This is a genomic window from Janthinobacterium sp. NKUCC08_JDC (genome assembly GCF_019345575.1).
GTDB classification, from domain to species: Bacteria; Pseudomonadota; Gammaproteobacteria; order Burkholderiales; family Burkholderiaceae_D; genus Janthinobacterium; species Janthinobacterium aestuarii.
In genome coordinates this window covers 342,579-363,368 of the sequence record NZ_JAHKQW010000004.1, presented here as the reverse complement: position 1 = coordinate 363,368, position 20,790 = coordinate 342,579, and the positions used below count along the sequence as shown (strand labels likewise).

Sequence of the window (20,790 nt, the reverse complement as noted above, 5' to 3'; positions counted from 1 at the left end):
CGTGGGTCGGATCAGGCGCGAAGCGCCGTAATCCGATATCACCGGTAAAGCCAACAATGTTGTCGGGTTACGCGCTGGCGCGCTAACCCGACCTGCGAATATCTCTCAAGTGTGAATGGCTATGTCACAGAATCCCCCTATTGCGCAGAACGCGGCGCCGGTGTTGCGCCTGCATGGCATCTGCAAGCACTTCCATGGCGTCACCGCGCTGAAAGACGTGGCGCTGACGGTACGCGCCGGTGAAGTCATGGCGCTGATCGGTGAAAACGGCGCCGGCAAGTCGACCCTGGTCAAGACGTTGACGGGCATTTATCAACCGGATGCGGGCAGCATGGAACTGGGCGGCAAGGCTGTGCTGTTTTCCAATCCGCAAGATGCGATGGATGCCGGCATTACCGCCGTGCACCAGGAAACCATGATGTTCGACGAACTGACGGTGGCCGAAAACATCTATATCGGGCGCCAGCCGCAAACGGGTTTCCCGCCGCGCATAGACTGGCCACGCATGGCGGCCGAGGCCGAGCAGATCTTCGCGCGCCTGGAAGTGCAGTTACCCGTATTGGCCAAGGTCAAGGAATTGAGCGTGGCGCAACGCCACTTCGTGGAAATCGCGCGCGCCCTGTCGCAAGAGGCGCGCGTGGTGATCATGGACGAGCCCACCGCCTCGCTGTCGCAGCGCGAAATCCATGAGCTGTACCGCATCATCGCCCAGCTGCGCGCGGCGGGCACGGCGGTGATTTTCATTTCGCACAAATTCGATGAAATCTTTACCGTCGCCGACACCTATACAGTGCTGCGCGACGGCCATTTCGTCGCCGCCGGCGCAATGGCCGACATCAGCGAACCGCAGCTCGTGTCGCTGATGGTCGGGCGCACCATTCAGCAAGTGTTTCCCAAGGTCGACGTCCCCCTGGGACCAACCTTGCTGGAAGTGTCGCAACTGTGCCATGCGACGGAATTTCACGGCGTCAGTTTCTCCGTGCGGCAAGGCGAGATCGTCGGCTTCTACGGCCTGGTCGGCGCGGGCCGCTCGGAAGTGATGCAAGCGCTGTTCGGCTTGACCGAGGGCGTGCGCGGCACGATCACCATCGCCGGCGAGAAAGTGCGCATCGGCTGCGCCAGCGACGCCATCCGGCACGGCATCGCGTATGTGCCCGAAGACCGCCAGCACCAAGGCGCGCACCTGTCGATGTCCATCGTGCAAAACATCACCTTGCCGATTCTGGACAGCATCGGCTTTTTCCTGCGGCCACGGCGCGCGCAGGAGACGGCCATCGCGCGCCACCTGAGCGAGCAGCTGGAATTGAAGGCCAGCCACTTTACGCAGATGGTGTCGGAACTGTCGGGCGGCAATCAGCAAAAAGTCGTGCTGGCCAAGTGGCTGGCCACCAAGCCCCGCGTGATCATTCTCGATGAACCCACGAAGGGCATCGATATCGGCTCCAAGGCGGCCGTGCACCGCTTCATCAGCGAGCTCGTCACGCAAGGCCTGTCCGTGATCCTCGTCTCGTCCGAGTTGCCGGAAGTGCTGGGCATGGCGGACCGCATCGTGGTCATGCACCAGGGCCATATCCACCGCGTCTTTCCGCGCGCCCAGGCGACCCCGGAAAACGTCGTCGCCGCCGCGTCCGGCAGCGGCCATCCGATCGAGGAATTGACATGCGCTATCTGAAGCAACGTGAAATCCAGCTGGCACTGCTGATCGTGCTGCTGGTGCTGCTGGTGGGCCTGCGCTCGCCCGTTTTCCTGACCCCGGGCAGCCTGGCCAACCTGCTCACCGACAGCACCTTGCTGATCATGCTGGCGCTGACGCAGATGTTCGTCATCATTACGCGAGGCATCGACCTGTCGGTGGCGTCCAACCTGGCGCTGTCGGGCATGCTGTCGGCCTTGCTGGCCGTGCAGTATCAGCACTTGCCGCTGCCGCTGGTGGTGCTGGCGGCGCTGGGCATCGGCCTGCTGCTGGGCCTGATCAACGGTTACCTGATCGGCTACCTGGACCTGCCGCCCATCGTCGTGACCCTGGGCACCATGAGCGTGTACCGGGGCCTGGTATTCGTGCTGTCGGGCGGCGCCTGGGTATCGTCGCACCAGATGCCGGCCGCCTTCATCGACTTTCCGCTGGCACGCCTGCTGGGTGTGACGCACCTCGTGTGGATCGCGCTGGCGGCCATCCTGGCAACCTGTTTCCTGGCCCGCTACACGCGCTTCGGCCGCGACCTGTATGCGATCGGCAACCAGCCGCAGGCGGCCCGCTATGTCGGTATCGCCACGGCGCGGCGGCTACTGTGGACGTATGGCCTGTCGGGCCTGATGGCCGGCCTGTGCGGCTATCTGTGGGTGGCCCGCTACGCCGTGGCGTACTCGGAAATCGCGTATGGCTTTGAATTTACCGTGATCGCCGCCTGCGTGATCGGTGGCATCAGCATCGCCGGCGGCGCCGGCACGGTGGGCGGCGCGGTGCTCGGCTCGCTGTTCCTGGCCGTCATCAACAATGCCTTGCCCATCGTCAAGGTCTCGCCCTTCTGGCAAAGCGCGCTGACAGGGATCGTGATCCTCACGGCCGTGCTGCTCAATGCGCGCGGCACCAGGAACATGGGTCGCCAGATCTTGCCGCTCACACTGCAAGCCCCCTCGACCCGCAGGAGCGCCGCATGAATGCCACTTCACAGACCTTGCACAGCGAAGCGCCGGACAGCGCACCCGTGCGTTCGCGCTACACCATCCTCGACCGCAAGGCGCACCGTCTCGGCCAGTATTTTGCCCATTGGGAAGCGTTATTGGCGCTGCTGCTGATCGCCGTGTTTGCGGCCAACAGCGTGCTGCTGCCGAATTTCCTCGACGCCTACAATCTGGCCGACAGCACCTTCAACTTCAGCGAAAAGGCCCTGATTGCGCTGCCGATGGCCTTGCTGATCATTTGCCGCGAGATCGACATTTCCGTCTCCGGCATTTTGGCGCTGTCCTCGGTGGCGATGGGGTTTGCGCATCACCACGGCGTGCCGCCGCAAGGCTTGCTGTTCGTCGCGCTGGCCATGGGCGCCCTCTGCGGCTGCCTGAACGGCGTGCTCGTCACGCGCTTCGCCCTGCCATCGATCGTCGTGACGATCGGCACCGTGGCCCTGTTCCGCGGCCTGGCCAGCGTGATCCTGGGCGACCAGGCCTACACGGGCTATCCGCCACTGCTGATCGACTGGGGGCAAGGCTATTTCTTCGATATCGTGCCGCGCCCCTTCGTTATCTTGCTGGTGTTTTGCGCGCTGTTTGCCGTGCTGCTGCATGCGACCAGCTGGGGCCGGCGCATCTTTGCCATCGGCTGCAATCCGGGCGCGGCGCGCTTTTCCGGCGTGGCCGTGGACCGCTACCGCTTCGCCCTGTTCGTGGCCACCGGTGCCATGGCGGGCCTGGCCGCCTGGCTGCTGACGGGACGCATCGGCAGCACGCGCCCGAACATCGCCATGGGCTGGGAACTCGAAGTGATCACCATGGTCATCCTCGGCGGCGTGAGCATCGCCGGCGGCAAGGGCAGCATCGGCGGCGTGCTGCTGGCCGTGCTGCTGCTGGGCATGGTGACGTATGGCCTGGCGCTGCTGAATATTCCCGGCGTTATCATGACGATTGTCGTCGGCATCTTGCTCTTGATCACGATTGCACTGCCGCGCCTGTTGAACCGCAAACACACACGAAAATAAACCATGCAACAGATCGCTTTCAAGATGCAGTTGAAACCCGGCCATGCCGCCGAATACCAGCGCCGCCACGACGCCATCTGGCCCGAGCTGGCCAGCCTGCTGCAGGAGTCGGGCGTGCGCGACTACAGCATCTTTCTCGATGAGGAGACGGGCGCGCTGTTCGCCGTGCTGCGCCGCATGGACGGCCACACGATGGAGGCGCTGCCGCAGCATCCCGTGATGCGCCGCTGGTGGGCACATATGGCCGACCTGATGGAAACGCAGGCCGATGCCTCGCCCGTCGCCGTGCCTTTAACCCCCATGTTTCACCTCGCATAAGGACGGCCGTGACCATCGACGCCACCGTAGTATTCGATATCGGCAAGACGAATGCCAAGCTGACCCTGCTGGACGCCGCCGGCGCCATCCTGGCCGAAGAGCGCCGCCCGAACAACATCGTGCATGCAGGGCCGTATCCGCACCACGATACGGAGCGCCTGTGGGACTGGCTGCAAACGGGCCTGGCCGCCTTTGCGCGCCTGGCGCACGTCACCGCCATCGTGCCCGTCACGCACGGCGCCACGGCGGCGCTGGTCGACGATGCCGGCCTGGTGCTGCCCATCCTCGACTATGAGTCCAGCTTGCCGCAATCGCTGGCGGCAGAGTATGCAAGCTTGCGGCCGGCCTTTGCCAACAGCCTGTCGCCGCAATTGCCCTGCGGCCTGAACCTGGGCTTGCAACTGTTCTGGCTCGCCAAGACTTACCCACAAGAATTTGCCCGCGCGCGCCATATCCTGACCTATCCGCAATACTGGGCCTGGCGGCTATCGGGCGTGGCCGCCAGCGAAGTGACTTCGCTCGGTTGCCATACGGATTTATGGCAGCCGCAGCAAGGGGCCTATTCGTCACTGGTGGAGACGATGGATTGGGCGCCGTTGTTTCCCCCACTGCAAGCGGCATGGACGGCGCTGGGACCCGTGCTGCCGCAGTGGCGCGAGAGCAATGGCTTGCTGCCCGATTGCCAGGTGCTGTGCGGCATCCACGACAGCAATGCTTCTTTGCTGCGTTATCTCGATGCGCAAGAGCAAGCCCAGTCGCGCACGGTCTTGTCGACCGGCACCTGGGCCATTGCCGCCGCCTTCGGCGCGCCCCTCGGCCGGCTCGATGAAACGGCCGACATGTTGGCCAATGTGCATGCGCTGGGCCAACCCGTGGCCTGCATGCGCTTCATGGGCGGGCGCGAATTTGCCGTGCTGGCGGGCAGCGAACCTCAAGTGTGCGGCATCGATGATATCGCCCACCTGGTCAAGCAGGGTACGCTGGCGCTGCCCTGCTTTGCGGAATCGGGCGGCCCCTTCGTCGGGCAGGCGGGGCACATCGCCGGACCGGCACCACGTACGGCCCAGGAACGCTATGCGCTGGCCACCCTGTATTGCGCGCTGATGAGCGATTATTGCCTCGATGCCCTCGATGCTCAAGGGGCCGTGACGGTGGAAGGCAGTTTCACGGACAACCCGCATTTCGCCGCCCTGCTGGCGGCCTTGCGGCCAGGGCAGGAAGTGAGCGTGTCGCAAGACGCCAGCGGCACGACGTGCGGCGGCTGGATGCTGCACCGCTGGGGCCAGGTGCCTGCGATGGAGGCGACGGTGGAGCCCATGATGGAAGTGGATGGTTTGACCGCATACCGTGCGCAATGGAGGGCGATTTGCAGGCCGGATTAGGTCCGCAGGACCGTCATTCGACAACACCACTGCAGGTGTAAACGAAAAATGCCCTGTCCGCAGACAGGGCAACCCGGAGTAAAGTACAGCGCGAGGGGATTAACCGGCGGCTTTGACTTTCAGCTCGTTCTTGATTTCTTTCACGCCGCTCACGGAAGCGACGATCTGCACGACGCGGTCACCCGCTTCGGCGCTCGGCACGTCGCCCGACAGGACGACCACACCTTGCTGGGTTGCTACCTTGACTGGCAGGGCGGCGGCTTGCGCATCGGCGCTCAGGGCGGCCTTGGCCGAGGAAGTGATGGTTTCATCAGGGACGGCTGCGGCAGCGTTGGCGGCCACGACGGTGTCAGCAGGAGCTTGTGCTTTTGGTGCGGAGTCAGCGGCATGCGAAGCGGTGATCGAGGCGCCCGACAGTACGATAGCGGCAACCAGGGTATTGAACAGTTTCGATGTTTGCATGGTAGTTCCTCTCAATGAAGTTAAAAGCTTCTTACTTGGATAAAGCAACACTTTGAAGCGTCACATCTACCCATACAGCAAGCGCCGTGCCAGCTTTTAAATTTCATTGAAAATCAAGGACTTACATTCCATCTCGATTTTTCCAGCCCGTTTCGCGCCGATCTGGCCGGAAAAATGGGGCTTTTTGTCGCCTGGCAGCGACAGCTTGTGGCAAGACCGTCAATGTTTTACGCCAAGCCCCTGATTTATAACGCTTTATTTTTGTCGCTATTCAGCGACAGGGTCGCCATCGGCCCGGAACAGGGCCGGCGTCAGCTCATATTTCTGCAATAAGCGGTAGAACTCCGTGCGGTTGCGGTCGGCCAGGCGGGCGGCATCGGCCACGTTGCCATCCGTCAGGCGCAGCAGCTGAATCAGGTAGTCGCGCTCGAAGCGCTGCTTCGCTTCGTTATAGCTGAGCGCTTCCAGCGACGGCACGCGCAGGGCACGCTGCACCAGGGACAAGGGCACCAGCGGCGCCGTGGCCAGCGCGCACACTTGCTCGACGACATTGACCAGCTGGCGCACGTTGCCGGGCCATGGCGCCGCCACCAGGGCAGTCAAGGCATCGGGCGCGAAGCCGTTCAACGGTTTTTGATACTTGGCCGCCAGTTTCTGCAGGAAATGGTTCGCCAGCAGGGCGATGTCTTCGCGGCGCTCGGCCAGCGGCGGCAGGGTCAAGGTCACCACGTTGAGTCGGTAATACAGGTCTTCGCGGAATTGCCCTTCGGCCATCGCCACGTCGAGGTCGCGGTGCGTGGCCGACAGCAAGCGCACGTCTACCGGACGCGTCTGGTCGGCGCCGACGGGGCGCACGGCCCGCTCCTGCAGCACGCGCAGCAGTTTCACCTGCAGCGGCAAGGGCATGTCGCCGATCTCATCCAAAAACAGGGTGCCGCCATCGGCCGCCTGGAACAAGCCTTCGCGGTTGCCGACGGCGCCCGTAAACGATCCCTTCACGTGGCCAAACAATTCCGATTCCAGCAGCTGCTCGGGAATGGCGCCGCAGTTGACGGCGATGAATGGCGCCTTGGCGCGGCGGCTGGCGTTGTGCAGCGCGCGCGCCAGCAATTCCTTGCCCGTGCCGCTGGGGCCGCGTATCAGGATGCTGGCGTCGGAGCCCGCCACCAGCTTGGCTTCGGCCAGCAGCTCGGCCATCTGCGAACTGCGGCTGATCAGCTCGGCGCGCCAGCTCTCGTCGCCGGACGCTTGCGCCGGCATGACGGTGGACAAGTTGATGGCGTATGCCACTTTTTCCATCAGCAGCTTGCCGTCGAATGGTTTCGTCAGGTAGGCAAATGCGCCGCGTGCCGTCGCGTCGACGGCGTCGGGAATGGTGCCGTGGGCAGTCAGCAGGATGACGGGCAGGGCCGAATGCTGGCGGCGGATTTCATCGAACAGGGCCAGGCCGTCGCGGCCCGGCAATTGCACGTCGGTAATGACCAAAGCCGGCAATTCCACGGCCAGGCGCGCCAGCGCCGCTTCCGCGCTGCCCACGGCCGTGACCCGATAATTGCCCGCCTTCAGGCGGATGGTCAACAGGCGCAGCAGGTCGGGATCGTCATCGACCAACAAGATGTGGGCGTGCTCGCTCATTTCGGCGCTCCCGCGGCAGGACGCACGGACAGGCTGCGCTCGATGTTTTTCAGCGCTTCGAGTTTTTCATTGAGCAAGTCGATGCGGCGCTGGGCGTCGCGCAACTGCGTGTTGAGCTTGTCGATGCTCTCTTCCTGGCGGCGCAGTTCCGCATACTGGCTGCCCAACAATTGCGCCAGCGGCGCCAGCAGTTGCGCATCCTTGCCCGTGGCCGTGGCCAGCGGTTCCAGCGAGGCTTGCGCGCGGGCCAGGTCGCCAGGGCCGCGCAAGGCCGCTTGCAGCATGGCACGGCGTATGGTGTTGTGCGGCGCATGGTCGGCTTTTGCCAGGTCCAGTTGCGCTTTTACCAGTTCCGACGGCGTCATCAGGCGCAGGGCGCTTTGATATGCGAGCAGTTCGGTCAGCTGGGGATCGGCCACCACCACCACGCGCGGCGGCGTTTGCACGAGCACGGGCGTCTGGACGGGGGGCTTGGCGGCGCAAGCGCCCAACAGCAATACGCAGGCGGCCATGGCGGCCAGGGAAATTCTCGTCATCATAAGGGCAGTTCTATCCGAAAATGCGCGCCGGCGGGGCGCGGTAAAAGAGTGACGCTGCCATCATGGGCGGCGATATATTCGCGCACGATGGACAGGCCGATGCCATTGCCGTTACGCGCGCCGGCCGCCTGGCGCACTCCCTGGTAAAACGGTTCAAAAATACGCGCGGCATCCTCGGGCGCCACGCCGGCCCCCTCGTCGATGCAATCGATGCGCACGCGGCCGCCTGCGCAAGACAGGGCAAACCGCACGGTGCCGCCTTCCGGGCTGAAGCGCACGGCATTCGACAGCAAATTGGCCAGGGCCGTCGCCAGCTTGTCGCGGTCGGCCTGCACGATCAGGGATACACCCTGCACTTCAACCGTCAAACGGCGCGCCAGCCATTGCAGGCGCTGGCCGGCCACCACATCTTGCAGCAAGACGAGCAAATCGACCTTGCTGTGCGCCAAGTGCTGGGCGTCAAAAGCGGCGGTATTGTAGCGCAGCAAGTCCTCGATTTGCGTTTGCAGGGACGCCGTGTTTTGCTGCAGGATGCCGGCGATTTCGCGCTGGCTATCGCTGAGCTTGCCTGCCACCTCGTCTTCCAGCAAGGCCACGCCTTCGCGCAGGGCCGCCAGCGGGGTTTTCAGCTCGTGGGAAATATGGCGCAGAAAACGTTCCTTGTCGGCATCGAGGTCGGCCAGGCGCTGGCGCAGCCAGTCCAGCTGCTGGCCCAGGCGGCGCGTGTCGGCCGGGCCGCCGACGACGATGGGTTGATCGTAGCGCTTGTCACCGAGGCGCTCGATGGCCGTCTCGATGCGGCGCAGCGGACGCGACAGCAGGAAGCCGAAGCAGGTGGCCAGCACGGCCGCCAGCAGCACGGCGCCGCCCACCAGCACGCCCAGCAGGCGGCGCTGGCGTTCCAGCTCGGCCAGCAGGGCATCGTTGCGGCTGCCGATTTCCGTCTTGCTTTCGCGCGCCAGGCTGTCATTGATCTGCGTCATGCGGGCAAACGCGCGGTACACGACGGCGTGGCCATCGCGCTTGCGGCGCTTGCCTGCCTGTAAAACTTCCCAAGCCGATTGCGCCTGCACCGTCCATTCGTCGGCCAGCTGGGGAGCGAACTCGGGCGTGGCACGGTTCAGCACTTGCAGCGCCGCCGTCGCTTCGTCGCGGGCCGCCGCGAAGCGCTCGCGGAACACGGGGTCGTCCAGCACGAGGAATTGGCGCGCGCTGCGCTCCATGGCCAAGGTGCGCTCGGACAGGCGCTGCGACTGTTCCGTCAGGGCAATCGCCTGCGCCGCCGTTTCGCGCCCCAGCCGCGCCAGGTGTTCGAGGGTCAGCAGGGCTTGCACGGAGGTGGCCGTCAAAATGCCCGTCGTCAAAATGAAGGCGGCAAATAACAGTTGGCGAAAGGAAAGTCGAGACAAGATAGGCGCCTTCGGTTCAGTCTGGAATGCAAAAGGCGCATGGTACGCTAAGCCTCCATTGCGGGGCGCCAGCTGTCAAAAAATAGCCGATTTGGCAACCTTGTTGCTTTTGCGTCCGACAAGCAAGCGTCGGCGGCGGCGCGCAGATACTCCTAGTACAATAGGGAAAAACTTCATACAGGCATCAAAGTGGCCGCCGGCCCTGGCATTGCGCCACTTTGCCCCCACATGTGATGCAGCCCCACCGACACTCCGAATCACCTACCGCAGAGATCCCATACCGCATGAGCACATTTGAAAAAGTCAGCAGCAACTTCATTCCAGTCTTGCAGGCAACCATCGAGCAATATGTCGAGCCAGCAACGGGCATGCGCCATATCCATATGCATACCGAGCAGGCTGAGATGGTGTTCCTGGTGGCCTTTCCCACTGTGCCCGAAGTGAGCGACGGGCGCGCCCACATTCTCGAACACCTGGCCTTGTGCGGCTCGTCGCGCTACCCGGTGCGCGACCCGTTCTTCTCGATGCTGCGCCGCTCGACGGCCACGTTCATGAATGCGATGACCTATGCGGACCGCACCGTGTACCCGTTCGCCAGCACCGACCGCAAGGATTTCTTCAACCTGCTCGACGTCTACCTCGATGCGGCCTTCTTCCCGAACCTCGATTACCTGAATTTCCGCCAGGAAGGCTGGCGCCATGCGTTCGAAGGCGACAAGCTCGTGTACCAGGGCATCGTCTTCAATGAAATGAAGGGCGCGTTCAACAGCCCCATGCGAGCGCTCGACAGCGGCATCGCCAGCGCCTTGCTCAAAGGCACGACGTATGAAGTGGAATCGGGCGGCGACCCGCTCGACATTCCCGAACTGACGCATGACATGCTGAAAGCATTCCACGCCAGCCACTATCACCCTTCGCAAGCCGTGATCATGACCGCCGGCAATATCGAAGCGTCGGCCGTGCAGGAGCAAGTCGCCGAGCGCGTGTTGTCCAAGCTCAGCGGTTTCTCCGAACGCCGCCTGCCGCAACTGGCGCCCGCGTGGACGGCGCCGCAGGAAAATATTGTCAAGATTCCGTCGCAGGAAGCGCGCGACGATGAGTTCGGCCTGCAATTCGCATGGCTGATGGGCGAGTCAAGCGACCCCATCGCCTACTACCACGCGCATCTGCTGTCGCACGGCTTGCTCGGTGAATCGTCGGCGCCCGTCATGCGCGCCATGGAATCGGCCGGCTACGGCCGTCCATCGGACATGAATGGCCGCGACGCGGGTATCCGCCAGATGGTGTTCCACATCGGCATGGAAGGTTTAACCAAAGAACAGATCGCCGACGCGCACCAGCGCATCTGGACGGCACTGGAAGAGACGGCGGAAGAAGGCATTCCCGCCGCCGTGCTGCACGCGGCCTTGCGCGACATCAAGTACAGCCAGCGCGAAATCAGCAGCGGCCGCATGCCTTACGGCCTGGGCCGCTTGCTGCACGCCTTGCCGCTGGCCATGTACGGCGGCGACGTGATGGACGCGTTCGACAATGCGGCCATCCTGGAAACCCTGGAACAGCAGATCGAAGACCCGGCCTTCTTCAAGCAGCTGGTGCGCGAGCTGATCGCCAACCCGACCCGCTTGACGACGCACGTGGTGCCCGACAGCGCTTACTTCACGGCCCGCGCCGCCCAGGAAGACGCCAAACTGGCGGCCCTGCAAGCGACGCTGACGGATGCCGAGCGCGAGCACATCGTGGCCGAGTCCGCCGCGCTGGAAGCGCATCAGCAACTGCCATCGAATTCCGAAGTCTTGCCGCGCATCCGCCCTGGCGACGTCAGCGCCTTGCCGCGTCCGGCCCTGCCGATTCCTGCCGCCGTCGACGGCGCCGTGGCGTTCAGCATCGCTTCCAACGGCATCAGCTATGCCAACGTGCTGTACGACGTGTCGAACCTGCCGGAAGCGTCGTGGCCATGGCTGCGTTTGTACACGGACCTGGCGCCGGAACTGGGCGTGGGCGACATGTCGTTCGACGACGCCAGCGCCTGGCGCCAGAGCATGGTGCCCTCGTTCCACATCGGCCTGGAAGCAATTCCCCGTCCGCAACAAGCGATGCGCGTGGAACTGTCGTTCTCGGCCAGCGGCTTGCGCGAAGAACACGCGGCGATTGCCGCCGTGCTGTCGGCCTGGATCGCCAAGCCACGCTTCGATGAAGAAGAGCGCCTGGCTTTCCTGATCGAAAGCCTGGTGCAAGACAAACTCTCCAGCCTGGCCGAATCGGGCAACCGCTACGCCATGCTGGCCTCGGCGGCTCCCCTGTCGCCCACGCGCCGTTTTGACGACATCGTCGGCGGCCCGGCCGCCTTGCCGTTCTACCGCCGCTTGCAGCAGCTGAGCAAAACGTCCGCAGGCTTGCAGGAAATCGCGCGTGAACTCGACACCCTGCACGCGCACATCATCGCCCAGCAACCGACCGTGCTGTGTGCCGGCCTGGAGCAGGATGGCATCACCCTGGCCCGTTTGCTGGAATTGCCTGCAGCGAGCACAGATGCCATCGCACCGGCGGAAACCGTCGCACCTGCCGCTTTGCCGCTGGCCAACACGGCCCTGCATGCGACAAGCCAGATCAACCATTGCTTCGTTTCCTGGGCCGTGCCGGGTGTGCACAATCCGGACGCTTCGGCCCTGGCCGTGGCCGCCGAACTGATGACCAACCAGGTGCTGCATACGGCCCTGCGCGAAAAAGGCGGCGCGTATGGCGGCAGCGCCAGCTATGCGGCCGGCGCCGGCACCTTTACATTGAGCTCCTACCGCGATCCGCGTCTGGCCGGCACGTTCGCCGACTTCGGCACGACGCTCGATCAAATCCTCGACGGCGATTTCTCGCAGGAACAAGTGGAAGAGGCCATCATCTGCGTCATCAAGGGCCTCGACAAGCCGCATTCGCCGTACGCGGAAGCGCTGACGGCGTGGAACATGCAGCAGCGTGGCACGACGGAAGCCGTGCGCCAGCAGTTCCGCACCGGCGTGCTCAATTGCACCCTGGCGCAGATCAAGGCCGTCACGCGCACCTGGCTGAAAAACGGCCAGCCGAGCCGCGCCGCGTTTGCGGGCAATACAACGCAGGATCTGGCCGGGCTGGAAGTGGTGGATCTGCTGGCGCTGGCTTCTTAAGCTGGGCAGGCGGATCGTGTCGGATTACGCGGCGTGCCGCCGCTAATCCGACACCGCCACGGGCCAACAATGTTGTCGGATTACGTGCGGCCCTGCCGCACTAATCCGACCTACGATGCTATTGGGGGACAGAATTAGGTTCCATATACATCAATTCCCACTGATGCCCATCGGGATCCTGGAAACTATGCCCATACATGAAGCCGAAATCCATCGGCTCCTTGTAGATGCTGCCGCCCGCCTGGACGGCCTTCGCCACCAGCTCATCGACTTCGCCGCGGCTCTCGGCCGACAAACACACGAGTACTTCCGTCGCCACGGTGGTGTCGCACAGCTGCTTGGGCGTAAATTGCTTGAATTTGTCGTGCGTCAACAGCATGACGAAAATGTCGTCGGCAACGATCATGCACGTCGCCGTTTCATCGGTGAAATGGGCATTGAAACTGAAGCCCAGCGCCGTGAAAAACGCGACGGAACGTTCCAGCGACTGGACGGGCAGATTGACAAAGATTTTGCGGGCCATCATGTCTCCTTGTGGGTCGTATGAGTATGTGCTGCCCGCCGATTCTACACCGGCTATTCAGCCCTTCGCGCGCGCCACGGTCTTCGGCGCGTAGCCGAAATAGCGGCTGAACGCGGCGCTGAAATTGGCCGGGTGGCGATAGCCGGTTTGCCAGCCCGCCTGCGCCACCTGGCAACCATTTCCCAACAGTAACTTTGCCCGCTGCATGCGCAGCGCCAGCAGGGTGCGCTGGGGGCTGTCGTTGTAGCGGTAGCGCCATCCCTGCTTGAGTTTGAACAAGCTCAGCCCCGCCTGCGCGCACAGGTAATCGAGCGTGAGTTCCTGTGCCATCTGTTCCTGCATCAGCGCGTGCACGCGTTCCAGTTTGGCGATATCGGTCTCGGACCAGCGCGGCACGGCAGAGGGCGCCGGCCGCAGTGCGCGCAGCTGCTCCGCCAGCAGGCTGAGCACGCCGATATGCACGGCCAGCGGGTCCGTCGCGCGCAGCAGCGAACGGGCGTGCAGGGCGCAGGCAGCCGTCGTGGCCGCATGCGCCAGCTGACGCGCGCCGCCGTCGGGCAGCAGGGACGCCAGGCCTTCCGGCCAGTAGCGCGCCAGCGCTTCTTCCCCCACCAGCACGCGCAACTGCGCCGCCCGCTGATTCGCCTCGAACCGGCGCTCGCCGCTCGTGTGGCGAAACGCCGTCACCGTCGTATGGCCGCCCCGGAAACGCAATTGTTCGCCATCGCGCGTAACGTAGGCGGACGCGCCTTCCAGGCCGATGGTGATCACCATGCCGCCCGCGTCGTCATGCTTCGATTGCTCGACGAGCGCCAGCCGTGGGCGGTAATCGGAATGCACGAGCAGCAAGCCCTGGTCGACCTGGCGCTGGTCGGCGCGGCACTCGCCCATCCCCGGGTCCAGCTGGCGCCGCGTCCAGCCTGCCGCTTCCCTGTCCTGTTCCATCATCGCTCCTCCCTGTCCTTGCGCGCCGTCGCGCATACGAAATGCGCCGTGCCGCATACAAATGCAAATGATAATTATTCTCATTGTTGCATAAAATAGCTTCCATGCCCATCTCGCCGAAAGGAAGCGCCATGCCGTTCACGTCGCAACACACTTTGCAACCGTACTGGGACCTGGCCGTCGCGCCCGTGCAGGCGGACGGGCTGGCCGCCGCCCTGGAACTGGGCATTTTCGATGTGCTGGCCACACCGCACACGCCGGCGCAGCTGGCCGACACCCTGTCGCTGCATGCGCCGCACACGGCCCTGCTGCTGGAACTGCTCTGGAGCATGCAGGTGCTGGAGCGCGACGGGGCCGACGCAGATGCCCAGCGCTACCGCTGCACGGCCGCCACCTTGCAGTATTTCTGCCGCAACTCCGTGGCCTTTTGCGGCGACGCCTGGCTGTACCGGCTGCATGCGCTGCGCCACTTCGCCACGCAGCTCAGTACGCTGGTGCGCGACGGCGGCAAGGCGGCGCCGTACAGCACGGCCAATGGCATCAACTGGGCCGCCGCCGCGCAGCAGCAAATTGGCCAGGAACAACGCGCCGTCACCATGCGCGCGGCCCTGTCCGTGATGCAACGGATCGCCCCGTTTGCGGACGGCAGCACGCCCTTGCGCCTGCTCGATATGGGCGGCGGGCCGGGCTGGGTGGCCATTGCGCTGGCGCAAGCCCATGCGGGCTTGCACGGCTGCGTTTTCGACTGGCCGGAAACGGTGGCCGTGGCGGCCGCCAACATCGCCCATGCGCAACTATCCGACCGCCTGGAAACGGTGGGCGGCGATCTGGGCTGCGACGATATCGGCAGCGATTACGATCTGATCTGGTGCTCGTCCGTGCTGCATTTCGTGCCCGACATGGCGGCCGCCTTGCGCAAGATGCAGGCGGCGTTAAAACCCGGTGGCGTACTCGTCTGCGTGCAGGCGGAAATCGCCCCGGCGCCGGGCGATGCGGCGCGCGTGCTGCCGTATTACTTGCCGATGCGCATGCTGGGCCGCACGGTGACACGGCACGGAGAATTGGCTCAGCTGCTGCGCGACACGGGCTGGAAGCAAGTGGAGCAATACGGCGCCAGCGATTTTCCCATGGCGCCCGTGCAAGTGCTGATTGCTCGTACCTAACAATTACCATTTGGTAATTATCTTTTTTATAGCAAAAAGGGATGCAAATGCGCTAAGCTGTGCCAGCATTGATCGATGTCATCCGCAGCACTCCGCTGCCTCCACAGGGAATCCATCATGAGTCTACATATCGCAGGGAAAGTCGTTGTCATCACCGGCGCCAGCAGCGGCCTGGGCGAAGCCACGGCGCGCCATCTGGCTGCGCTGGGCGCTTCTGTCGTGCTCGGTGCACGGCGCATGGACTTGCTCACTACCATCGCCGAGGAAATCACGGCGGCCGGTGGTCAGGCCGCCATCGCCCAGACCGACGTCACGGTGCCTGCCGACGTCAAGAATCTGATCGACACGGCCCTGGCCGTGTTCGGCAAGGTCGACGTGCTGATCAACAATGCGGGCCTGATGGCCATCGCACCGATGAGCGCCTTGCAAGTCGACGAGTGGAACAACATGATCGATATCAACATCAAAGGCGTGTTGAATGGCATCGCCGCCGTGCTGCCGTATTTCCAGGCGCAAAACAGCGGCCACTTCATCAATATCTCGTCGGTGGCGGGACAAAAAGTCTTCAGTCCGGGCGGCACCGTCTACAGCGGCACCAAGTTTGCCGTCAGCGCCATTTCGGAAGGCTTGCGCCATGAGCTGGCGGCCAGCGGCGGCACCATCCGCACCACCACCATCTTGCCGGGCGCCGTGGACACGCCATTGAGCGAGGGCAGCAGCCACGCCGAGAGCGCCAAGGCCGTCAAGGAGTTCTACGAGATTGCCATCCCCGCCGCTTCGGTGGCGCGCGCCATCGCGTATGCGATCGAGCAGCCGGACGACGTGAGCATCAATGAAATCGTGCTGCGCCCGACGGCGCAGGCGTTCTAAGCCGCGTCTTGCTGCAGCGACTCGATGATCAGGTCCGCCAGCCGCTCGACGGGCGGCCTGCTCACTTGTGACGCACGCAGCAGTTCCAGCGACAGCGGGGGCAGGGCGGGCAAGCCCGCCGCCACGTGATCGAGCGCGCATACGGATGACGGCAAGCCCAGGCCCGTGCGCACCGTCACGCCCAGCCCCGCTGCTGCGGCCGCCCACAGTCCGGCCAGGCTGGGACTGGTAAACGCCGTGCGCCAGGCGATGCCGGCCCGGTCCAGCGCCTGCGTGGCGCAGCGCTGGAACAGGCATTCGCGGTCGAACGCAATGAGCGGCAAAGGCTCGCCCGATTCGGGCCGCCAGGCCAGGCTGGACGAGGCGATCCAGCGCATGGCCGGTTCGGCGATATGCTGGCGCTGCTGCGGCGGATACTCAGCCACGTCGGCGATGCACGCGCCGCCCCACAGCAGGGCCAGGTCGAGCTGCCCCATGGCCAGACCTTCCATCAAGGCCGTGTTGCGCGCCACGTGCGCCTCGATCCGCACTTTCGGATGCGCGCGGGCAAAACGCCCCAGCACGTCGGGCAGCAAGGCTTCGCCAAAATCCTCCTGCAAGCCCAGCCTGATCCAGCCTTCCAGTTCCGCGCCGCGCAAGGCGACGGCCGCCTCGTCATTGAGTTCCAGCAGGCGGCGCGCATAGCCAAGCAAGACTTCGCCGGCCGGCGTCAGCGCCAGCCCCCGCCCATCCTTGCGGAACAGGGGCATGCCCGCCTGCTCCTCGAGTTTTTTCAGCTGGGCGCTGACGGCCGAGGTAGAACGCCCCACCTTGTCCGCCGCGCGGGCAAAGCTGCCCAGCTCGATGCCAGCCACATAGCTGCGCAGAAAGGCAATGTCGAAATTCAGCAAGCTCATGGCATCAATACAATCGTCCGGTTTTATGGGATGGTTTAACGTAAATTATCTGATATTCAGAATGATCGTACTGCGCAACACTGTCAGGGTCAACCACTTTCCTGTCCTTGCCATGAGCACCAATTGCCAAGCTGTTCCTGTTCCTGTTCCTGTCCCCGTCACCACGCCCGCCTTGGGCGATGCCCACCGCTGGAAAGTGCTGGCCGTCGGCGTGGCGGCCAATGCCAGCTTTTCCGCCGCCGCCAACGGCATGCCCACCACGGCCATCTGGCTGCGCAGCGGCTATCACCTGAGCAATACGGAACTGGGGGTGGCGCTGGGCGCCATGGGCTTGGGTGTGGCCCTGACCGAATTGCCGTGGGGCATGGCCACCGACCGCTGGGGCGACCGCCCCGTGTTGCTGACCGGCTTGCTGGGCACCATGCTGGCGCTGTTGACCTTGCTGCTGTGGATCACGCCCGCTGACGGCGCCGTGCCGCCCCTGTGGGCGCTGGCGGCCGGGCTGGCCCTGGTCGGCGTGCTGGGCGGCAGCGTGAATGGCGCCAGCGGCCGCGCCGTGATGCGCTGGTTCGGCCCCGGCGAACGGGGTTTCGCCATGAGCATCCGCCAGACGGCCGTGCCGTTCGGCGGTGGCCTCGGCGCCCTCGTCCTGCCCAGCCTGGCATCGCGTTATGGCTTCATGCCCGTATTTGGCGCCCTGGCCCTCGTATGCGGCCTGTCGGCGTTTTTTACGTGGCGCTGGATGCATGAGCCCGATTTCTCTGCCGAGGTCGCCACGGGGCCGCACAACGCGCCCACGGGCCTGATGAAAGACCAGGCAACATCGCCCCTGAAAAACCGCAAGGTCTGGCGCATGGTGGCCGCCATCGGCTTGCTGTGCGTGCCGCAGTTTGCCGTGCTCAGCTATGCCACCGTGTTCCTGCACGACCATGGCCACCTGGGCCTGGCGGGAATCACGGCCGTGATGGTGGCCTTGCAAGTGGGCGCCATGGTGATGCGCATCTGGAGCGGACGCCACACGGACCGCCATGCGAACCGGCCCGCCTACCTGCGCGGCTCGGCCCTGGTGGCGCTGGCCACGTTCATGCTGCTGGGCATGGCCGCCGCGTGCGATGCGCCGGGCTGGCTGTTGATGGCCGCCGTGGTACTGGCCGGCATCGCCGTGTCCGCCTGGCATGGCGTGGCCTACACGGAGCTGGCCACGGAAGCGGGCGGCGCCAACGCGGGCACGGCGCTGGGCATGGCGAACACGGCCGTCTACGTGGGCTTGTTCCTCACACCGATTGCCATCCCGCATTTGCTGGCGGCCAGCAACTGGCCCGTCGTGTGGTGGCTGGCGGGGCTGGTGGCGCTGTTGGCCCGACCGCTGTTTCCGAAAGCCTAGGGCAGCGCCCGGATCCTGTACACGCAGCGCATCGCATTGGCCAGCACGTGCTGCTCGCGCACGATGCTGGCGTGCGGCCCCACCACTTCCTGGAACAGCTGCAATTCGGAGCGGCAAAAGCCCTGGCAGGTGCGCGCGGCGGCGCAGATGGGGCAGTGGTCTTCGATCAGCAGCCAGTCGTCGCCGTCCGCTTCCACGCGCGCCATATAGCCCTCTTCGTCGCGCACGGCCGCCAGTTGCCGCAGCCGCGTGGGCAAGTCCGGCGCCGAGCACGCCAGCGCATATGCGCCGCGGCTCTCCTCTTCGCGCTGCGTGATGAGTTTGTCCAGACCCGCTTCGCCGAACAGCTGGCGCACCGAGCCGATCAGCTTGATCGTCAGCTGCGCATGCGTGTCGGGAAAGCGCGCATTGCCCGCTTCCGTCAAGACCCAGTTCTGGCGCGGCCGGCCGGCGCCCGCTTGCGCTTCCTGCCGTCCTTCAATCAAGCCGGCCGCCACCAGCTTTTGCACTTGCTGGCGCGCCGCCTCGCCCGTCATGTCCAAGGTCTTGGCCAGGGTCGCCGTGGAGACGGGTCCCTTGGTCTTGATGAAATACAGGATGCGCTCCGTCGTTTGCGGCGCTTCGCTATTATCCAAACGTTTACTTGTGTAATTCATTTCGCTCAACTATCATGGGGCCAGTTAACCAACTAATTGCTTGCATAATAGGCCGGTAGCTCCCCGCTGTCGAGGAGTTTCCACGTCCGCATGCCGGCAAGACACTCTTTGGACGGGAATCCCATGCAGCTGCAGCACTCGATCTGGCTGTTTCACGCCATCCTCGCTACCGGCCTGGCCATCTGGCTGACCTTGGCCGCCATCAACAACCTGCACGCCTTCCACGGCTCCGTCTGGGCCATCGGCAACACCATGCGCATGGACCCGCTGCGCCAGGACCCGACCATCCAGACGCCGCTGCTGCGCCGCGCGCTCACGTCCTTGACCTTGCACCGGCTGTCGCTGGGCGTGGTGCTGACCTTGCAACTGCTGGCCGCCATCGCCGCCTGGACGGGCGTGGCGCTGTTCTTCGGCGCCTCGCTGACGCAGGCGCTGCCCTGGCTGAACCTGGCCCTGTGCGCCATGGCCGCCTTTTTGCTGCTGATGCACCTGGGCGGCCTGTGGTTCGGCTACTGGATCGCACAGGAAGGCTTGCAGACGACGCACCTGGTGCTGCTGCTGTGGACCATCGGCCTGTTCTTTCTTTTCAACGCGCAGCGGACCTGATCAGCCTCCGCTGCGCCTCTTCTTCCCAGTTGTAAAGGACTTCATCATGAATACGAAAATCGTCGGCGCCTGCGCGCTGGCCATCGCCCTGGCCGTCGCGGGCGCCGCGCTGACCCCGCGCGCGGACTCGCATGCGGCCGATGCCGCCGCCTACCCCGCCACCAAGGTGGCGCTGGTGCCCGTCGTGCTGGGCACGCAGGAGCGCTACTTCGCTGGCGTAGGCGAACTGGAAGCGGCGCGCCAGGTGCAGGTGGCGGCCGAAACGGGCGGGCGCATCACGCAGATCCGCTTCGCATCGGGGCAAAGCGTGGCGGCCGGCGCCGTGCTGGTGCAGCTCAATGATGCGCCGGAACAGGCGGCCCTGCTGCGCCAGCGCGCGCAACTGAAAAACGCGGAAAGCAGCCATGCGCGCACCGCGCAGATGGTCAAGGAAAAGGCGGCCACGCAGGAGCAGCTCGATAGTGCGCTGGCAGCGCGCGATGCGGCGCTGGGCGACGTGCGCCAGACGGAGGCGCTGATCGCGCAAAAGACCATCCGCGCGCCGTTCGCCGGACAGCTGGGCATCCGCAAGGTGCACGCGGGCCAGTACCTGAACGCGGCCGACACGGTGGCCAGCCTGATCGACACGCAGTCGCTGATGGTGAACTTCGCCCTCGATGAACAGAGCAGCGCGAAACTGGCGCCGGGCCAGGCCGTGCAAGTGCTGGTGGACGCCTATCCCGATGACATCTTCACGGCCAAGATCAACGCCATCGACCCGCTGATCGCCCGTTCGCGCATGGTGCAGGTGCAAGCGGTGCTCGCCAATCCGCGCGGCGCGCTCAGAGCGGGGATGTACGCGAACGTGCGCGTGGCGCGTGAGGCGGGCCAGCAGTTGACGGTGCCGGAAACGGCCGTGACCTACAGCGCGTATGGCGACACGGTCTTCGTCGCGCAGCAGGAAGGGAAACAGCCGCTCACCGTCAAGCGCGTGGGCGTGAAACTGGGCGAGCGGGCAGGGGGCCGGATCGCCATCCTCGACGGCTTGCGCGAAGGCCAGCGCGTGGTCGCTTCGGGCCAGCTGAAACTGGCCGACGGCATGGCCGTGCAAGCGGTCGCCAATACCCTGGACGAAGTAAAACGCGCCGCGCCCAAAACCGGCTCGTAAAGGAAAAC

General features: G+C 64.6%; 19 protein-coding genes. 11 read left to right on the top strand and 8 right to left on the bottom strand.

Going from position 1 to position 20,790, the window contains the following annotated elements:
- The first annotated feature begins 121 nt into the window (after positions 1-121).
- Genes KO538_RS13990 through KO538_RS13970 form a run of 5 tightly spaced genes read left to right on the top strand, consistent with a single transcriptional unit; the run spans position 122 to position 5,392 of the window.
- A complete protein-coding gene (locus KO538_RS13990; protein ID WP_257620346.1) occupies positions 122-1,672 on the top strand; it encodes a sugar ABC transporter ATP-binding protein in 1,551 nt (516 codons plus the stop codon).
- Positions 1,660-2,658: an ABC transporter permease gene (locus KO538_RS13985; RefSeq protein WP_034752540.1), complete on the top strand. Its 999-nt coding sequence runs from the start codon at positions 1,660-1,662 to the stop codon at positions 2,656-2,658. Before KO538_RS13990 ends, KO538_RS13985 begins: the two co-directional genes overlap by 13 nt.
- On the top strand, positions 2,655-3,692 hold the full coding sequence (locus tag KO538_RS13980; protein WP_219328626.1) for an ABC transporter permease: 1,038 nt from the start codon (positions 2,655-2,657) through the stop codon (positions 3,690-3,692). Before KO538_RS13985 ends, KO538_RS13980 begins: the two co-directional genes overlap by 4 nt.
- Before the next feature lie 3 nt (positions 3,693-3,695).
- Positions 3,696-4,010: an L-rhamnose mutarotase gene (gene rhaM, locus KO538_RS13975; RefSeq protein WP_219328625.1), complete on the top strand. Its 315-nt coding sequence runs from the start codon at positions 3,696-3,698 to the stop codon at positions 4,008-4,010.
- An 8-nt stretch (positions 4,011-4,018) separates the two neighbouring features.
- On the top strand, positions 4,019-5,392 hold the full coding sequence (locus tag KO538_RS13970) for an FGGY family carbohydrate kinase (RefSeq protein ID WP_219328624.1): 1,374 nt from the start codon (positions 4,019-4,021) through the stop codon (positions 5,390-5,392).
- A 99-nt stretch (positions 5,393-5,491) separates the two neighbouring features.
- Here the strand turns inward: KO538_RS13970 and KO538_RS13965 are convergent, their stop codons facing one another.
- From KO538_RS13965 to KO538_RS13950, 4 genes are all read right to left on the bottom strand, one after another.
- Positions 5,492-5,854, bottom strand: a complete 363-nt coding sequence (locus tag KO538_RS13965; protein ID WP_034752546.1) for a BON domain-containing protein — start codon at positions 5,852-5,854, stop codon at positions 5,492-5,494.
- Between the two features lie 267 nt (positions 5,855-6,121).
- Complete coding sequence (locus tag KO538_RS13960; protein ID WP_034752548.1) at positions 6,122-7,489, bottom strand: sigma 54-interacting transcriptional regulator; 1,368 nt, start codon at positions 7,487-7,489, stop codon at positions 6,122-6,124.
- Entirely contained in the window at positions 7,486-8,028 is a 543-nt protein-coding gene (locus tag KO538_RS13955; protein ID WP_070303183.1) for a hypothetical protein, read from the bottom strand. Before KO538_RS13955 ends, KO538_RS13960 begins: the two co-directional genes overlap by 4 nt.
- On the bottom strand, positions 8,025-9,437 hold the full coding sequence (locus KO538_RS13950) for an ATP-binding protein (RefSeq protein WP_070303184.1): 1,413 nt from the start codon (positions 9,435-9,437) through the stop codon (positions 8,025-8,027). The genes KO538_RS13955 and KO538_RS13950 overlap by 4 nt, the downstream gene beginning before the upstream one ends.
- A 284-nt stretch (positions 9,438-9,721) precedes the next feature.
- Between KO538_RS13950 and KO538_RS13945 the strand changes: the two genes are divergently transcribed.
- On the top strand, positions 9,722-12,592 hold the full coding sequence (locus tag KO538_RS13945) for an insulinase family protein (RefSeq protein ID WP_219328623.1): 2,871 nt from the start codon (positions 9,722-9,724) through the stop codon (positions 12,590-12,592).
- 118 nt (positions 12,593-12,710) lie between these two features.
- Here KO538_RS13945 and KO538_RS13940 read toward each other — a convergent pair whose 3' ends face one another.
- Both KO538_RS13940 and KO538_RS13935 read right to left on the bottom strand, forming a co-directional pair.
- Positions 12,711-13,115, bottom strand: a complete 405-nt coding sequence (locus tag KO538_RS13940) for a VOC family protein (protein WP_219328684.1) — start codon at positions 13,113-13,115, stop codon at positions 12,711-12,713.
- 57 nt (positions 13,116-13,172) lie between these two features.
- On the bottom strand, positions 13,173-14,096 hold the full coding sequence (locus KO538_RS13935) for an AraC family transcriptional regulator (RefSeq protein WP_257620345.1): 924 nt from the start codon (positions 14,094-14,096) through the stop codon (positions 13,173-13,175).
- Between the two features lie 95 nt (positions 14,097-14,191).
- Here KO538_RS13935 and KO538_RS13930 point away from each other — a divergent pair, with 95 nt between their 5' ends.
- Together KO538_RS13930 and KO538_RS13925 are read left to right on the top strand one after the other, a co-directional pair.
- On the top strand, positions 14,192-15,223 hold the full coding sequence (locus KO538_RS13930) for a methyltransferase domain-containing protein (protein WP_219328622.1): 1,032 nt from the start codon (positions 14,192-14,194) through the stop codon (positions 15,221-15,223).
- Between the two features lie 117 nt (positions 15,224-15,340).
- On the top strand, positions 15,341-16,093 hold the full coding sequence (locus KO538_RS13925; RefSeq protein WP_219328621.1) for an SDR family oxidoreductase: 753 nt from the start codon (positions 15,341-15,343) through the stop codon (positions 16,091-16,093).
- Here the strand turns inward: KO538_RS13925 and KO538_RS13920 are convergent.
- Entirely contained in the window at positions 16,090-16,989 is a 900-nt protein-coding gene (locus KO538_RS13920) for a LysR substrate-binding domain-containing protein (protein ID WP_034752566.1), read from the bottom strand. The two genes, KO538_RS13925 and KO538_RS13920, sit on opposite strands and share 4 nt — an antisense overlap.
- A 112-nt stretch (positions 16,990-17,101) precedes the next feature.
- On the opposite strand from KO538_RS13920, the gene KO538_RS13915 reads away from it, so the two are divergent.
- On the top strand, positions 17,102-18,373 hold the full coding sequence (locus KO538_RS13915; RefSeq protein ID WP_219328620.1) for an MFS transporter: 1,272 nt from the start codon (positions 17,102-17,104) through the stop codon (positions 18,371-18,373).
- Here KO538_RS13915 and KO538_RS13910 read toward each other — a convergent pair.
- Positions 18,370-19,029 (bottom strand): metalloregulator ArsR/SmtB family transcription factor, encoded by a 660-nt coding sequence (locus KO538_RS13910; RefSeq protein WP_072456243.1) that lies wholly within the window; start codon positions 19,027-19,029, stop codon positions 18,370-18,372. The genes KO538_RS13915 and KO538_RS13910 overlap by 4 nt on opposite strands.
- Before the next feature lie 123 nt (positions 19,030-19,152).
- On the opposite strand from KO538_RS13910, the gene KO538_RS13905 reads away from it, so the two are divergent.
- Together KO538_RS13905 and KO538_RS13900 are read left to right on the top strand one after the other, a co-directional pair.
- Entirely contained in the window at positions 19,153-19,635 is a 483-nt protein-coding gene (locus KO538_RS13905) for a DUF2165 family protein (RefSeq protein WP_070303193.1), read from the top strand.
- A 46-nt stretch (positions 19,636-19,681) separates the two neighbouring features.
- Positions 19,682-20,782: an efflux RND transporter periplasmic adaptor subunit gene (locus tag KO538_RS13900; protein WP_219328619.1), complete on the top strand. Its 1,101-nt coding sequence runs from the start codon at positions 19,682-19,684 to the stop codon at positions 20,780-20,782.
- Positions 20,783-20,790 lie beyond the last annotated feature (8 nt).

What these genes read in the sequence shown, in the direction of transcription:
- KO538_RS13990 (WP_257620346.1), top strand. Translation starts at nt 122, where the DNA reads ATGTCACAGAATCCCCCTATTGCGCAGAACGCGGCGCCGGTGTTGCGC.
- KO538_RS13985 (WP_034752540.1), top strand. Translation starts at nt 1,660, where the DNA reads ATGCGCTATCTGAAGCAACGTGAAATCCAGCTGGCACTGCTGATCGTG.
- KO538_RS13980 (WP_219328626.1), top strand. Translation starts at nt 2,655, where the DNA reads ATGAATGCCACTTCACAGACCTTGCACAGCGAAGCGCCGGACAGCGCA.
- rhaM (WP_219328625.1), top strand. Translation starts at nt 3,696, where the DNA reads ATGCAACAGATCGCTTTCAAGATGCAGTTGAAACCCGGCCATGCCGCC.
- KO538_RS13965 (WP_034752546.1), bottom strand. Translation starts at nt 5,854, where the DNA reads ATGCAAACATCGAAACTGTTCAATACCCTGGTTGCCGCTATCGTACTG.
- KO538_RS13960 (WP_034752548.1), bottom strand. Translation starts at nt 7,489, where the DNA reads ATGAGCGAGCACGCCCACATCTTGTTGGTCGATGACGATCCCGACCTG.
- KO538_RS13955 (WP_070303183.1), bottom strand. Translation starts at nt 8,028, where the DNA reads ATGATGACGAGAATTTCCCTGGCCGCCATGGCCGCCTGCGTATTGCTG.
- KO538_RS13945 (WP_219328623.1), top strand. Translation starts at nt 9,722, where the DNA reads ATGAGCACATTTGAAAAAGTCAGCAGCAACTTCATTCCAGTCTTGCAG.
- KO538_RS13940 (WP_219328684.1), bottom strand. Translation starts at nt 13,115, where the DNA reads ATGGCCCGCAAAATCTTTGTCAATCTGCCCGTCCAGTCGCTGGAACGT.
- KO538_RS13935 (WP_257620345.1), bottom strand. Translation starts at nt 14,096, where the DNA reads ATGCGCGACGGCGCGCAAGGACAGGGAGGAGCGATGATGGAACAGGAC.
- KO538_RS13930 (WP_219328622.1), top strand. Translation starts at nt 14,192, where the DNA reads ATGCCGTTCACGTCGCAACACACTTTGCAACCGTACTGGGACCTGGCC.
- KO538_RS13925 (WP_219328621.1), top strand. Translation starts at nt 15,341, where the DNA reads ATGAGTCTACATATCGCAGGGAAAGTCGTTGTCATCACCGGCGCCAGC.
- KO538_RS13920 (WP_034752566.1), bottom strand. Translation starts at nt 16,989, where the DNA reads ATGAGCTTGCTGAATTTCGACATTGCCTTTCTGCGCAGCTATGTGGCT.
- KO538_RS13915 (WP_219328620.1), top strand. Translation starts at nt 17,102, where the DNA reads ATGAGCACCAATTGCCAAGCTGTTCCTGTTCCTGTTCCTGTCCCCGTC.
- KO538_RS13910 (WP_072456243.1), bottom strand. Translation starts at nt 19,029, where the DNA reads ATGAATTACACAAGTAAACGTTTGGATAATAGCGAAGCGCCGCAAACG.
- KO538_RS13905 (WP_070303193.1), top strand. Translation starts at nt 19,153, where the DNA reads ATGCAGCTGCAGCACTCGATCTGGCTGTTTCACGCCATCCTCGCTACC.
- KO538_RS13900 (WP_219328619.1), top strand. Translation starts at nt 19,682, where the DNA reads ATGAATACGAAAATCGTCGGCGCCTGCGCGCTGGCCATCGCCCTGGCC.